Origin of the sequence: Mycobacterium sp. (assembly GCF_051006775.1) — a bacterium.
Lineage (GTDB): Bacteria > Actinomycetota > Actinomycetes > Mycobacteriales > Mycobacteriaceae > Mycobacterium.
On the sequence record NZ_JBPCSX010000249.1, the window covers coordinates 1 to 12,469 of the forward strand.

At 65.5% G+C, this 12,469-nt stretch carries 13 protein-coding genes; 11 read left to right on the top strand and 2 right to left on the bottom strand.

The window, feature by feature from the left end:
- Positions 1 to 419 (bottom strand): acyl-CoA thioesterase (locus tag ACR2JI_RS17530; protein WP_526392297.1); only part of this gene is annotated, 419 nt, incomplete at its 3' end.
- Positions 420 to 453: 34 nt separating this feature from the next.
- Here ACR2JI_RS17530 and ACR2JI_RS17535 point away from each other — a divergent pair.
- Complete coding sequence (locus ACR2JI_RS17535) at positions 454 to 1,914, top strand: SDR family NAD(P)-dependent oxidoreductase (RefSeq protein WP_526392299.1); 1,461 nt, start codon at positions 454 to 456, stop codon at positions 1,912 to 1,914.
- A 10-nt stretch (positions 1,915 to 1,924) separates the two neighbouring features.
- Here the strand turns inward: ACR2JI_RS17535 and ACR2JI_RS17540 are convergent, their stop codons facing one another.
- Complete coding sequence (locus ACR2JI_RS17540) at positions 1,925 to 2,041, bottom strand: hypothetical protein (protein ID WP_526392319.1); 117 nt, start codon at positions 2,039 to 2,041, stop codon at positions 1,925 to 1,927.
- A gap of 115 nt (positions 2,042 to 2,156) precedes the next feature.
- Here ACR2JI_RS17540 and ACR2JI_RS17545 point away from each other — a divergent pair, with 115 nt between their 5' ends.
- The 10 genes from ACR2JI_RS17545 to ACR2JI_RS17590 form a co-directional block, all read left to right on the top strand.
- Positions 2,157 to 2,801, top strand: coding sequence for a TetR/AcrR family transcriptional regulator (locus tag ACR2JI_RS17545; RefSeq protein WP_526392301.1), 645 nt, complete (start codon positions 2,157 to 2,159; stop codon positions 2,799 to 2,801).
- The gene (locus ACR2JI_RS17550; protein WP_526392303.1) at positions 2,801 to 3,247 is read left to right on the top strand and encodes an SRPBCC family protein; all 447 of its coding nucleotides are present in this window, start codon (positions 2,801 to 2,803) and stop codon (positions 3,245 to 3,247) included. Before ACR2JI_RS17545 ends, ACR2JI_RS17550 begins: the two co-directional genes overlap by 1 nt.
- 32 nt (positions 3,248 to 3,279) lie before the next feature.
- Entirely contained in the window at positions 3,280 to 4,872 is a 1,593-nt protein-coding gene (gene fadD5 / locus ACR2JI_RS17555; RefSeq protein ID WP_526392305.1) for a fatty-acid--CoA ligase FadD5, read from the top strand.
- 169 nt (positions 4,873 to 5,041) lie between these two features.
- Positions 5,042 to 5,782 (top strand): MlaE family ABC transporter permease, encoded by a 741-nt coding sequence (locus ACR2JI_RS17560; RefSeq protein ID WP_526392321.1) that lies wholly within the window; start codon positions 5,042 to 5,044, stop codon positions 5,780 to 5,782.
- Positions 5,783 to 6,649: an MlaE family ABC transporter permease gene (locus tag ACR2JI_RS17565; RefSeq protein WP_526392307.1), complete on the top strand. Its 867-nt coding sequence runs from the start codon at positions 5,783 to 5,785 to the stop codon at positions 6,647 to 6,649.
- 4 nt (positions 6,650 to 6,653) lie between these two features.
- On the top strand, positions 6,654 to 7,865 hold the full coding sequence (locus tag ACR2JI_RS17570; protein ID WP_526392309.1) for an MCE family protein: 1,212 nt from the start codon (positions 6,654 to 6,656) through the stop codon (positions 7,863 to 7,865).
- Positions 7,862 to 8,902 (top strand): MCE family protein, encoded by a 1,041-nt coding sequence (locus ACR2JI_RS17575; protein WP_526392311.1) that lies wholly within the window; start codon positions 7,862 to 7,864, stop codon positions 8,900 to 8,902. The genes ACR2JI_RS17570 and ACR2JI_RS17575 overlap by 4 nt, the downstream gene beginning before the upstream one ends.
- Entirely contained in the window at positions 8,899 to 10,347 is a 1,449-nt protein-coding gene (locus ACR2JI_RS17580) for an MCE family protein (RefSeq protein ID WP_526392313.1), read from the top strand. Before ACR2JI_RS17575 ends, ACR2JI_RS17580 begins: the two co-directional genes overlap by 4 nt.
- A 3-nt stretch (positions 10,348 to 10,350) precedes the next feature.
- Positions 10,351 to 11,955 (top strand): virulence factor Mce family protein, encoded by a 1,605-nt coding sequence (locus tag ACR2JI_RS17585; RefSeq protein ID WP_526392315.1) that lies wholly within the window; start codon positions 10,351 to 10,353, stop codon positions 11,953 to 11,955.
- A gap of 35 nt (positions 11,956 to 11,990) precedes the next feature.
- The coding region (locus ACR2JI_RS17590; RefSeq protein WP_526392317.1) for an MCE family protein at positions 11,991 to 12,469 on the top strand (479 nt) is incomplete at its 3' end.

Here is a 12,469-nt window from a genome sequence, read left to right on the forward strand (position 1 = left end):
TCCGGGAGTGGCACCGGGCCGTCGTCGCCGATAAGCACCAGCACCGTGTCGCAGACGCCGATACAGGCTCCGCCGACGAACAGCCCGGTGGAGGCCACATACGAGGTGCGCCCGACACTGCCGACGCCGGCGCCGGTCTGGATCATCGAAGGCCAGTGCGCCTCGGCGAGGAAGTGCACGGCGTTCTGCGAGGTGACCAGCCGCAGCCGCCGTCCCGCGCCGTCGTACGCACCCGGCAGCAGCCGGCGGTTCATGGTGGCGCGGGCGTTCTCGTGCAGCGCTTCCAGCGCCAGATTGTTCAGGTGCGCGTTGAGATCCATATCGCCGAATCTGGCCGCGATCTCATCGACGATCGGATAGGACTCCAGTCGGAGCCGCATCGGGTCGGGCCGGGCCGCAGTCGTTGTCCACTCAGTCACAAGGTCCCCCAGCCTAGTCTCGTTAGACTCGGTTGTGAGCTCTGACCGGGAGATCGGCATCGATCCCGAACGATTGCAGGTGACGCTGGCCGTTCTGGCCGAACTGCACCAACTCGACGATAAGCATCCGGACTTCATCGCGGTGCGCCGGGCGACCGCGCACATGTTCAAGTCGGTGAAGAAGGCGCGTCGTGCCGAGAGGCGTGACGAAATCGCCGAGGCCGACCGCGCGGTGGTCGCCGCGACCGCGACTGGCGCACCGGATCGTATCGACGATGAGACCCGCGGTATCCCGCTGGCGACGGCGTCCACCACACCGACCGCCGGCACCCTGCTCCGGTCGCGGGCCTGCTACATCTGCAAGCAGCACTACACCGAGGTCGATGCCTTCTACCACCAGCTGTGCCCGGAGTGCGCGGCGTTCAGCCATGCCAAACGTGAGGCCCGCACTGATCTGACCGGTAAGCGCGCGCTGCTCACCGGCGGTCGTGCCAAGATCGGTATGTACATCGCTCTGCGCCTGCTTCGCGATGGCGCGCACACCACCATCACCACCCGATTTCCGCGAGATGCGGTGCGGCGCTTCGCAAGTCTGGCGGATTCCGCCGATTGGCTGCACCGGCTGAGAGTGGTCGGCATCGACCTGCGCGACCCGGCTCAGGTGGTCGGTCTCGCCGACGCCGTTGCGGCGGCCGGGCCGCTGGACATCCTGATCAACAACGCCGCCCAGACCGTGCGCCGCTCGCCGGGGGCCTATGCGCCCCTGGCCGAGGCCGAACTCGCACCGCTGCCCGAGGGCCCGCTTCCCGAACTTCTGACCTTTGGCCACACCAATGATCCCCACCCACTGGCGCTGGCGGCATCGGTCGCCAGCCACCCGATCCTGGCGGCCGCCGCCGGGCGCGCAGACGAGCTGACCGAAGCCGCGCTGACCGCCGGATCCAGCTCACTGGAGCGGCTTGCCGCCGGAACCGCGATCGACGCGGGTGGTCTGGTTCCCGACGAGAATCATGTGAACAGCTGGACCCAGCATGTGCACGAGGTCGAGCCCCTGGAGATGCTCGAGGTCCAATTGGCCAACGCGACAGCGCCCTTCATTCTCATCAGCCGGCTGCGTCCCGCAATGGCCGCGTCACCGGCCCGGCGGAAGTACGTCGTGAACGTCTCCGCGATGGAGGGTGTGTTCTCCCGCCGCTACAAGGGTCCGGGGCATCCGCACACCAACATGGCCAAGGCTGCGCTCAACATGCTCACCCGCACCAGCGCGGGTGAGATGTTCTCCAGCGACGGCATCCTGATGACGGCCGTCGATACCGGCTGGATAACTGATGAGCGTCCGCACTTCACCAAGGTCCGGCTGGCCGAGGAAGGCTTCCACGCGCCGCTGGATCTCGTCGACGGCGCGGCCCGGGTGTATGACCCGATCGTGCAGGGGGAGGCAGGCGACGACCTCTACGGGGTGTTTCTCAAGGACTACCGCCCGGCGAACTGGTGACAGGAGGAGATTAGACCGGGGGATAGGCCGGCGTCTGGGTCCAGTCGGTACCGCGCAGCGCCCAGGGCAGCCAGCTGAAGAAGTACTCGATTTCGTCGGTCGCGTCGTAATCGGGATTCGGATCCATCACAAACCTCCATTGCAGCCACCGGTCGGGGTCGAGTCTAACCCGGCGGGGCCGCACGTCGAAGGCGATCGCCGCCATTGCCTAAACTATCCAACCAGTTGATAGGGAGGGCGCCATGCCACCGGAGAACGGGACCAGCCGCCGCGAGGAGCTGCTGGCCGTCGCCACCAAGCTTTTCGCCGCCCGCGGGTACCACGGCACCCGGATGGACGACGTCGCCGATGTGGTGGGGCTGAACAAGGCGACGGTCTACCACTATTACGCCAGCAAGTCGCTGATCCTGTTCGACATCTACCGCCGGGCCGCCGAGAACACCATCGCCGCGGTCCACGATGACCCGTCCTGGACCGCCCGGGAAGCGCTCTACCAGTACACCGTTCGGCTACTCACCAATATCGCCGAGAACCCCGAGGGTGCAGCGGTGTACTGGCAGGAACAGCCCTACATCACCGAGTGGTTCACCGACGAGCAGGTCGCCGAGGTGCGTGAGAAGGAGACGCAGGTCTACGAGCACGTGGCCGGGCTGATCGATCGGGGCATCGCCAGCGGCGAGTTCTTCGAGTGCGACTCGCATGTGGTGGCGCTGGGCTACATCGGTATGACCATGGGCGCCTATCGCTGGCTGCGCCCGGACGGCCGGCGCACCGCCACGGAGATCGCCGAGGAGTTCTCCACCGCACTGCTGCGCGGCCTGATCCGGGACGAGATGGTCCGGGTGGACTCCCCACTGGGTGAGCCGGCCACCAAGGCCGGCCGCTGATGCCCCTGGTGAGCAAGACCTTGGAGGTTGACGCCCGGGCGGCGACGATCCTGGCCATCGTCGCCGACTTCGAGGCTTATCCGCAGTGGAACGACGAGGTCAAGGCCGTCTATGTACTGGCCCGCTACAACGACGGACGACCCAGCCAGTTGCGGCTCGACACCGAGATCCAGGGACACGCCGGCACCTACATCCAGGCGGTGTACTACCCGAGCCCGGTGCAGATTCAGACCGTCATGCAGCAGGGCGAGCTGTTCAGCAAGCAGGAGCAACTCTTCTCGGTGGTGGAGATGGGTCCGGTCAGCCTGCTGACCGTCGACCTCGACGTCGAGACTTCCATCCCCGGCGTCCCCGCGATGATGGTCAAGAAGATCGTCAACGACGCCCTCGAGCACCTCGCCAACAACCTCAAGGGCCGCGCCGAGCACCTCGCCGGAAACCCCTGAAATATCGGCGCTCTTCGGCCAAGCTGACCGTTATGAACAGCGTGTCGACCGAACAGCCCCACCTGTCACGCAGACAGAACTTGGTGACCCACCTCCATCGGCACGCGCTCATGACGCCGGACGCGACCGCGATGCGCTTCCTCGGCCGCACCATCACCTGGATCGAACTCAAACACCGAGTGGACCGCCTGGCCTCGGCGCTGCACCGCCGCGGGGTCGCGGCCGGCGACCGGGTGATGATTCTGATGCTCAACCGGCCGGAGTTCGTCGAAGCCTGTCTGGCGGCCAATCAGCTTGGCGCCATTGCGGTTCCGGTCAACTTCCGTCTCACTCCGCCCGAGTTGGCCTACCTGGTCCAGAACTGCGGCGCGGCCGTGCTGATCACCGAGCCGACGCTGGCGCCGGTCGCGGCGGCGGTACACGAGATCACTCCGCTGCAGCACCTGATCGTCGCTGATGCACCGACGTCGGACTCCGTTCTGGGCTACGAGGATCTCGTTGCTGAAGAAGGCGAGGCCGCCCCGCCTGTCGACATCGGGCCCGACGACCCGTCGCTGATCATGTACACCTCCGGCACCACCGGCCACCCCAAGGGTGCGGTGCTCACCCACTCCAATCTCGCGGCGGAGGTGATGATCGCCAACTACACCCGCCCGCCTGACCTCAGCAACGACGTCGGCTTCATCGGGGTGCCGCTGTTCCACATCGCCGGCATCGGCAACGTGCTGCCCGCGATCACCCTCGGATCGCCGTTCGTCGTCTATCCGCTCGGTGCGTTCAACCCGGGCGAACTGCTCGACGTGCTGGAGGCCGAGAAGGTCACCGGCATCTTCCTGGTCCCCGCGCAGTGGCAGGCGGTCTGCGCCGAGCAGCAGGCCCGGCCCCGGGCCCTGCACCTGCGGACGCTGTCCTGGGGCGCTGCCCCGGCGTCGGACACCCTGCTGCGCCAGATGGCCGAGACCTTCCCGGGTTGCAGTATCGTCGCCGCCTTCGGCCAGACCGAGATGTCGCCGGTCACCTGCATGCTGCTCGGCGAGGACGCCATCCGGAAGCTCGGGTCCGTCGGCAAGGTGGTGCCCACCGTGGCCGCCCGCGTCGTCGACGACAATATGAACGACGTCCCGATCGGCGAGGTCGGTGAGATCGTCTACCGGGCGCCCACCCTGATGGCCGGCTACTGGAACAACCCCCAGGCCACCGCCGAGGCGTTCGCCGGTGGCTGGTTCCATTCCGGCGATCTGGTCCGGATGGATGACGAGGGCTACGTCTGGGTCGTCGACCGCAAGAAGGACATGATCATCTCCGGCGGGGAGAACATCTACTGCGCCGAGGTGGAGAACGTCCTGGCAGGCCACCCGGGGATCGTCGAGGTCGCAGTCATCGGCCGCCCCGATGCCAGATGGGGCGAGGTCCCGGTCGCGGTGGCGGCGGTGTCCCAGGCCGGGTTGCGCCTGGAGGATCTCGCAGACTTCCTCAACGAGCATCTCGCCCGCTATAAACACCCGAAGGTGCTGGAGGTCGTCGATGCGCTTCCCCGCAACCCGGCCGGCAAGGTCCTCAAGACCGAACTGAGAACCCGGTTTCTCAGCGTAAACAGCCTCGAGAAGCAGACCGGAGGTCAATAGTGCCGTTGCGATGTAGGGCCCCGTTCGCATCGGGTACATTCCTGTGGTCTCCGTTACTACCCACTAGTAGGGAGACCTTCATCACTCGTTCGGGGCAGGGAGGCCGTGTGTCAGAGAGCGTGACCCCGTGACGACGGCGAGTTTCATCCGTAAGCGGTTCGATGGCCCCATGCAGGCCATGGGCGGCTTCTTCAAGATGTGCGTGCTCACCGGCAAGGCCCTGACCCAGCCGTTCCAGTGGAAAGAGTTCGTCCAGTACAGCTGGTTCCTGATGACGGTCGCGCTGTTGCCGACCTTCGCCATGTCGATTCCGCTGACCGTGCTCATCATCTTCATCTTCAACCTGCTGCTGCAGGAGTTCGGCGCGGCCGATGTCTCCGGCGCGGGTGCGGCCCTGGCCTCGGTGACCCAGCTGGGTCCGCTGGTGACCGTGCTGGTGGTCGCCGGCGCCGGATCGACGGCCATCTGCGCCGACCTGGGTGCACGCACCATTCGTGAGGAGATCGACGCGCTCGAGGTCCTCGGCATCGACCCGATCCACCGCTTGGTGGTCCCCCGTGTGGCGGCCGCGATGTTCGTCGCCGTCCTTCTCAACGGCGCGGTGATCACCATCGGACTGGTCGGCAGTTTCATTTTCGGCGTTGGGCTGCAAAACATTTCGGCCGGCGCCTACCTACAGACCCTGACCCTGGTGACGGGGTTGCCCGAGGTGATCATCTCGATCGCCAAAGCCCTGACCTTCGGGTTGATAGCCGGACTGGTGGGCTGTTACCGCGGGCTGACGGTGGGCGGTGGCGCGAAGGGCGTGGGCATCGCGGTGAACGAGACCCTGGTGCTGTGCGTTGTCGCGCTGTTCGCCGTCAACGTCATCTTCACCACCATCGGCGTTCGATTCGGAACGGGGCGATAGATGGCGACTACGGCCACACCCTCACGGTTCCCCGCGGTCCCGGGCAGTCTCGACAGGCTGGCCGGCATGCCCGGCCGGGCTCTCAACAGCACCGGCAAGGTCGCCTGGTTCGCTGTCGAAGCCATCAAGGAGACCGGGCACGCGCTGCGCTACTACCGCAAGGAAATCGTCCGACTGATCGCCGAGACCGGCATGGGCGCGGGTGCGATGGCCGTGGTCGGCGGCACCGTCGCCATCGTCGGATTCATCACCCTCTCGGCCGGTTCGCTGATCGCCATCCAGGGTTTCGCCTCGCTGGGCAATATCGGCGTCGAGGCATTCACCGGCTTCCTGGCCGCCTTGGTCAACGTCCGGCTCACCGCGCCGGTGGTGACCGGTGAGGCGCTTGCTGCGACCGTCGGCGCCGGCGCCACCGCCGAAATCGGCGCCATGCGCATCTCGGAGGAGATCGACGCCCTCGAGGTGATGGGCATCAAGAGCATCTCGTATCTGGTCTCCACCCGCCTGGTGGCCAGCGCCGTGGTCATCATCCCGCTGTACGCGATGGCACTGATCATGGCCTTCGCCTCCGCCCAGCTGACCACCACGCTGCTGTACGGACAGTCCAGCGGCACCTACGAGCACTACTTCCACACGTTCCTGAGGCCGAATGACGTGTTCTGGTCATTCCTCGAGGTCATCATCATCTCGGTCATCGTGATGATCAATCACTGCTACTTCGGCTACAACGCCAGCGGCGGCCCGGTGGGCGTCGGCGAGGCCGTCGGTCGCTCCATGCGGGCATCCCTGGTGGTCGTGCAGTTCGTGGTTCTGTTCGCTTCGTTGGCGCTGTACGGCACCAACCCGAACTTCAACCTGACGGTGTAGTGATATGACTGCTCCCCTGAACAAGCCACGCAACCCGCCGCTCAAGCTGGCCGGTCTGATCTTCCTGATCGTGGCCGCGCTCATCACGACGTTCATCATGCTGCAGTTCCGCGGCAAGCTGACACCCAAGACCGAGCTGACGATGGTATCGGGCCGGGCCGGCCTGGTGATGGATCCGCAGTCCAAGGTGACCTACAACGGCGTGGAGATCGGCCGCGTCTCCGCGGTGCTGCCGACGACGAGTGACGGCAGGCCGGCCGCGAAACTCGTAATGCAGGTCGACCCCAAGTTCATCAAGCTCATCCCGGCGAACGTCAACGGCGACATCCAGGCCTCGACGATCTTCGGCAACAAGTACGTCTCGCTGTCCTCACCCGCCAACCCGACCTCCACGCGGATCAGCAGCTCCGACGTCATCGACGCCCGCAGCGTCACCACCGAGTTCAACACCCTGTTCGAGACGGTCACCGGCATCGCCGAGAAGATCGACCCGGTCAAGCTGAATCTCACCCTGTCGGCTACGGCCGAGGCGCTCACCGGCCTGGGCACCAAGTTCGGTCAGGCCCTGGTCAACACCAACGTCGCACTGGACAACATCACCCCGCGGCTTCCTCGCCTGCAATACGGACTGCAGAAGCTCTCCGGCCTTGCGGACGTCTACACCGCGGCCGGCCCGGACTTCTGGGACGCCATCGACAGCGCGATGACCACGGCCCGCACGCTGAACAACCAGCGTGGTGACCTCGATGCCACCCTGCTGGCCGCCGCCGGGTTCGGCAACACCGGCGCCGACGTATTCGAAAGGGGCGCACCGTATTTCGTTCGACTGATGTCGGACCTGGTGCCGACCACGAAGCTGCTCGACACCTACAGCCCGGAGCTGTACTGCATGATCAAGAAGTACGCCGACGTGCTGCCGGCTGCCAATGCCGGTTTCGGCGGCAACGGCTACTCGCTGGCCGACCGCGCCCAACTGGTCGGTGCCCCGAACCCGTACGTCTATCCCGACAACCTTCCGCGGATCAACGGCCGTGGCGGTCCGGGTGGTGCCCCGGGCTGCTGGCAGGACATCGACCGGAACTTCTGGCCCGCGCCGCATCTGGTTGTTGACGACGGCTCCTCGCTCGCGCCGTACAACCACTTCGAGCTCGGTCAGCCGCTTCTCACTGAGTACGTCTGGGGCCGCCAGGTGGGGGAGAACACGATCAACCCATGAGTATCAAAAACACGGCCATCAAACTCGGCCTCTTCTCATTGGTGCTGCTGTTGTGCAGCGCGTTGCTCATCGTGGTGTTCGGCCAGCTGCGGTTCGAGCGGTACAACACATACACCGCCGAGTTCAGCAACGGCAGCGGTCTCAAAGCGGGACAGTTCGTCCGCGCCGGCGGTGTGGAGGTCGGCAAGGTCGCCAATGTGCGCCTCACCGACAACTCCCAGCGCGTGATCGTGGACATGAAGGTGGACAAGTCACTGCCGCTGTACCAGTCCACGACCGCGCAGATCCGCTACGCGAACCTGATCGGCGAGCGTTTCGTCAACCTCGAACGCGGCACCGGCGAGGGCACTGACCGGACGATGCCGCCCGGCGGGTTCATCCCGGTGGCGCGTACCCAGCCGGCCCTCGATCTCGATGCCCTGATCGGCGGGTTCAAGCCGTTGTTCAAAGCGCTCGATCCGGAGAAGGTCAACAACATCGCCACATCGCTGGTGACGGTCTTCCAGGGTCAGGGCGGCACCATCGCCGACATCCTGCGCCAGACCTCGCAGCTCACGTCGACGCTGGCCGATCGCGATAAGGCGATCGGTGAGGTGATCACCAACCTCAACACGGTTCTCACGACCGTGAACAAGCATCAGGAGGAGTTCGACTCCACGGTCAACAACTTCGAGGTGTTGATCACCGGACTGAAGAATCGGGCCGACCCACTGGCCGGCGCCATCGGGGACCTCAGCATCGCGTCCGGCACGCTGGCCAGTCTGCTCAGCGAGAACCGGCCGAATCTGCAGGCGGCCACCACGCATCTGGAGACCATCCAGTCGGCCTTCGCCGATAATCCCGCCAAGCTGGACAAACTGCTCAGCGACTACCCGCCCGCCATCAACCTGATCGGTCGCGTCGGCGGTATCTATGGCGACTTCTTCAACTTCTACCTGTGCGACCTCACCCTGACGGTAAACGGGCTTCAGCCCGGCGGTCCGGTGCGTGAAGTACGGATCACCAAGCAGCCGACGGGGAGGTGCACGCCGCAATGAGGACCCTCCAAGGTTCGGACCGCGTCAAGGTAGGTCTGCTGGGACTGCTGATCCTGTTGATGGTGATCGGCGTCGGCCAGAGCTTCGCCAGTGTTCCGATGCTGTTCGCCAGGCCGATGTACTACGCGCACTTCGCTGACGCGGCCGGCGCCACCGCCGGTGACAAGGTGCGGATCAGCGGTATGGATGTCGGACAGATCAAGTCGCTCAAGATCGAGGGCGACCGGGTTCGCGTCGGATTCACCCTTGGTGATCACCGCATCGGCTCCGACAGCCGGCTTTCCATCCGCACCGACACCATCCTCGGCAAGCGGGTGATGGAGATCGAACCCCGCGGCAACAAGCCACTCGCGGTCAACGGTGTGCTACCGCTGGATCAGAGCACCACGCCCTACCAGCTCTACGATGCCTTCTCCGACTTGACCACCACCACCGCGGGCTGGGACCTCGACACCGTCAAGCGTTCGCTGAACGTCCTGAGCCAGACGCTGGACGCCAGCACTCCGGAGCTGAAGTCTGCACTGGACGGTGTGGCCCGCTTCTCCGACACCATCGGCAAGCGCGATGATCAGTTCAAAGACCTGCTGTCGCAGGCCAATAAGGTCGCCAGCGTGCTGGGTAACCGCAGCGACCAGATCAACCGCCTGCTGGTCAATGCCCAGTACCTGCTGGCCGCCATCAATCAGCGCAGTCGTGAGGTCGACGTGCTGCTGGAGAACGTCTCGGCGGTCTCGATGCAGTTCGCCGGATTCATCGACGACAATCCGAACCTCAACAACGTGCTGACCCAACTGGAGACCATCAGCGATGTGCTGGTCAAGCACAAGGATGACCTGGCCTACTCGATCACCACGGCGTCGAAGTTCATGGGCGCACTGGCGGAGTCGATCAGCTCGGGTCCGTTCTTCAAGTCTCTGGTGGCCAACCTGGTTCCGTATCAGATGATGCAGCCCTTCGTGGATGCGGCGTTCAAGGAGCGCGGTATCGACCCGGAGGAGTTCTGGCGTAACGCCGGCCTGCCGGCCTTCCGGTTGCCCGATCCCAACGGGGCGACCCAGGCCAACGGTGCGCCCCCCGCGGCGCCGAACGTGCTCGAAGGCACCCCGGAGTTCCCCGGTCCCGCGGTTCCCCCCGGACACCCGTGCTCCTACACCCTGCCTGCAGCCAGCGGCCAGTCGCCGAGCAACCCACTGCCATGCGGAAACCTCGATCAGGGGCCGTACGGTCTGGGCCAGTTCGGACCGATGGCCGGTGTCGAGAACCTGCCGTTCAACCCCGCCGCGGAGACGCCCAACCACGGCGTGCCATCGGGAGCTATCCCGGGTCTGCCCGGGCCGATTGTTCCGGGTGCCCCGGGACCCGCACTGGCCCCCGGACCGCCGGGAGCCCGAACGGTTCCGGTTCCGGATCCGGTCATCGCGCCCACCGATATGGGAGGGGCTTAACCGATGTCCATTCGTAACCTCGGACTGGCCAAGGTCTCCCGCACCTCTGCGGTCGTCGGCGCGCTTGCGGTGATCCTCGCCGTCATCGCCGCGATCGTGGGCTACAAGCTGTACGTGAAGGCGGCCACCACCACGGTCGTCGCATACTTCGCCGACGCGCTGGCCGTCTATCCCGGCGACCGCGTGCAGATCATGGGCGTCAAGGTCGGCAATATCGACAGCGTCGAGCCGGCCGGCGACAAGATGAAGGTCACCCTGCACTACGACAGCAAGTACAAGGTGCCGGCGAATGCGACCGCGTCGATCCTGAACCCGACCGTGGTCGCCTCCCGCGTGCTGCAGCTCTCACCGCCCTACAGCGGTGGACCGGCGCTGGCCGACAACGCGGTCATCCCGCTGGAGCGCACCCAGGTTCCGGTGGAGTGGGACGACATCCGAAAGCAGCTCGACAAGTTGGTCACCGAACTCGGGCCGACCCCGGCCCAGCCGAAGGGTCCGCTGGGTGATCTGGTCGATTCCCTCGCCAACAACCTCAGCGGCAACGGCAAGCAGATCAACACGACCTTCCGGGCGCTCTCGGATGCGATCGGTGCGCTCAACGATGGCCGCGGGGATTTCTTCGGTGTCACCAAGAGCCTGGCGCTGTTCGTCAATTCGTTGCACCAGAACGACAAGCAGTTCGTGGCGTTGAACAACAGCCTCGCGCAGTTCACCTCCTCGCTGAACAACTCCGATCAGGAGTTGGCCAAGGCGGTGCGCGATATCGACAGCCTGATGAAGACCGTGCGGAAGTTCGTTGACGACAACGGATCGGTGCTGGCCACTGATATCAACAATCTGGCTGAGGTCACCAACACGCTGATGCAGCCGGAAGCCCGCAATGGCATCGAGACCGCACTGCACGTCTATCCGAATATGGCGGCCAACGTCAACAACATCTACCACCCGACGCACGGCGCGATCGTCGCCATCCCGGCGGTGGCGAGCTGGGCCAACCCGATGCAGTTCATCTGCTCGGCCATCCAGGCCGGCAGCCGGTTGGGGTACCAGGACTCTGCGGAACTGTGCGCGCAGTACCTGGCACCGATCCTGGACGCGACCAAGTTCAACTTCCCGTTCTTCGGCGTGAACCAGTTCACCGGTGCCTCGACGCTGCCCACGTACGTCGCCTACTCCGAGGAGAGGCTGCGGCCGCCGCCGGGCTACAAGGACACCACGGTGCCCGGCATCTGGGCGCGGGACACCCTGTTCTCCCACGGCAACCATGAACCCGGCTGGATCGTGGCGCCCGGCATGCAGGGCGTGCAGGTGAACCCGTTCACCGAGGCGATGCTGACCCCGGATTCGCTGAGCGCGCTGATGGGCGGCCCGGACCCGACGTCGTACCCGGTCGGTGGCCCGCGTGGTGGCGCGCCGCAGAACTCCTATGACCAACTCAATCCGCTGCCACCTCCGTGGTATCCGGGTGCCCCGCCGCCGCCGGCCCCCGGGCCGGATGTGATCCCGGGCCCGCTGCCGGTATCGCAGCTGATCGGACCGCCCGCGCCTGCGGCTGCACCTGCCGGTGCGCCGATGCCCGCATTGCCTGCTGAAACGGGGGCTGGATAGTGACAGCGTCGAGGAAGTCCGTACGCACGATCGGCATGCGTGGTCTCGCTTTGGGCCTCACCGCGATGGTGATGACCTCCTGCGGATGGAGGGGCATCGCGAACCTGCCGCTGCCGGTCGGCCCGGGCAGTGAGAAGGGCAGCGAGACGATCTACGTCCAGATTCCCGACACGTTGGCGCTCAACACCAACAGCCGGGTTCGGGTCGCCGACGTCTTCGTCGGTACGGTCAAGAAGATCGAACTCAAGGACTGGGTACCGACCCTGACCCTGAAACTCGATCCGGGTATCAAACTGCCGGCCAACGCGACCGCCAAGATCGGCCAGAGTTCGATCCTGGGCACCCAGCACGTGGAGTTGGCCGCACCGGCCAACCCGTCGCCGGAGCCGCTGCGCAATGGCGCGACGATTCCGGTCAGTCGCAGTTCGTCGTTCCCGACCGTCGAGCGCACGCTGGCCAGCTTGGCCACCGTGCTGCGTGGTGGCGGCATCCCCAACCTGGAGATCATCCAGAC

Coding starts and splice junctions, on each gene's coding strand:
- ACR2JI_RS17540 (WP_526392319.1), bottom strand. CDS start 2,041: ATGGATCCGAATCCCGATTACGACGCGACCGACGAAATCGAGTACTTC.
- ACR2JI_RS17545 (WP_526392301.1), top strand. CDS start 2,157: ATGCCACCGGAGAACGGGACCAGCCGCCGCGAGGAGCTGCTGGCCGTC.
- ACR2JI_RS17550 (WP_526392303.1), top strand. CDS start 2,801: ATGCCCCTGGTGAGCAAGACCTTGGAGGTTGACGCCCGGGCGGCGACG.
- fadD5 (WP_526392305.1), top strand. CDS start 3,280: ATGAACAGCGTGTCGACCGAACAGCCCCACCTGTCACGCAGACAGAAC.
- ACR2JI_RS17560 (WP_526392321.1), top strand. CDS start 5,042: ATGCAGGCCATGGGCGGCTTCTTCAAGATGTGCGTGCTCACCGGCAAG.
- ACR2JI_RS17565 (WP_526392307.1), top strand. CDS start 5,783: ATGGCGACTACGGCCACACCCTCACGGTTCCCCGCGGTCCCGGGCAGT.
- ACR2JI_RS17570 (WP_526392309.1), top strand. CDS start 6,654: ATGACTGCTCCCCTGAACAAGCCACGCAACCCGCCGCTCAAGCTGGCC.
- ACR2JI_RS17575 (WP_526392311.1), top strand. CDS start 7,862: ATGAGTATCAAAAACACGGCCATCAAACTCGGCCTCTTCTCATTGGTG.
- ACR2JI_RS17580 (WP_526392313.1), top strand. CDS start 8,899: ATGAGGACCCTCCAAGGTTCGGACCGCGTCAAGGTAGGTCTGCTGGGA.
- ACR2JI_RS17585 (WP_526392315.1), top strand. CDS start 10,351: ATGTCCATTCGTAACCTCGGACTGGCCAAGGTCTCCCGCACCTCTGCG.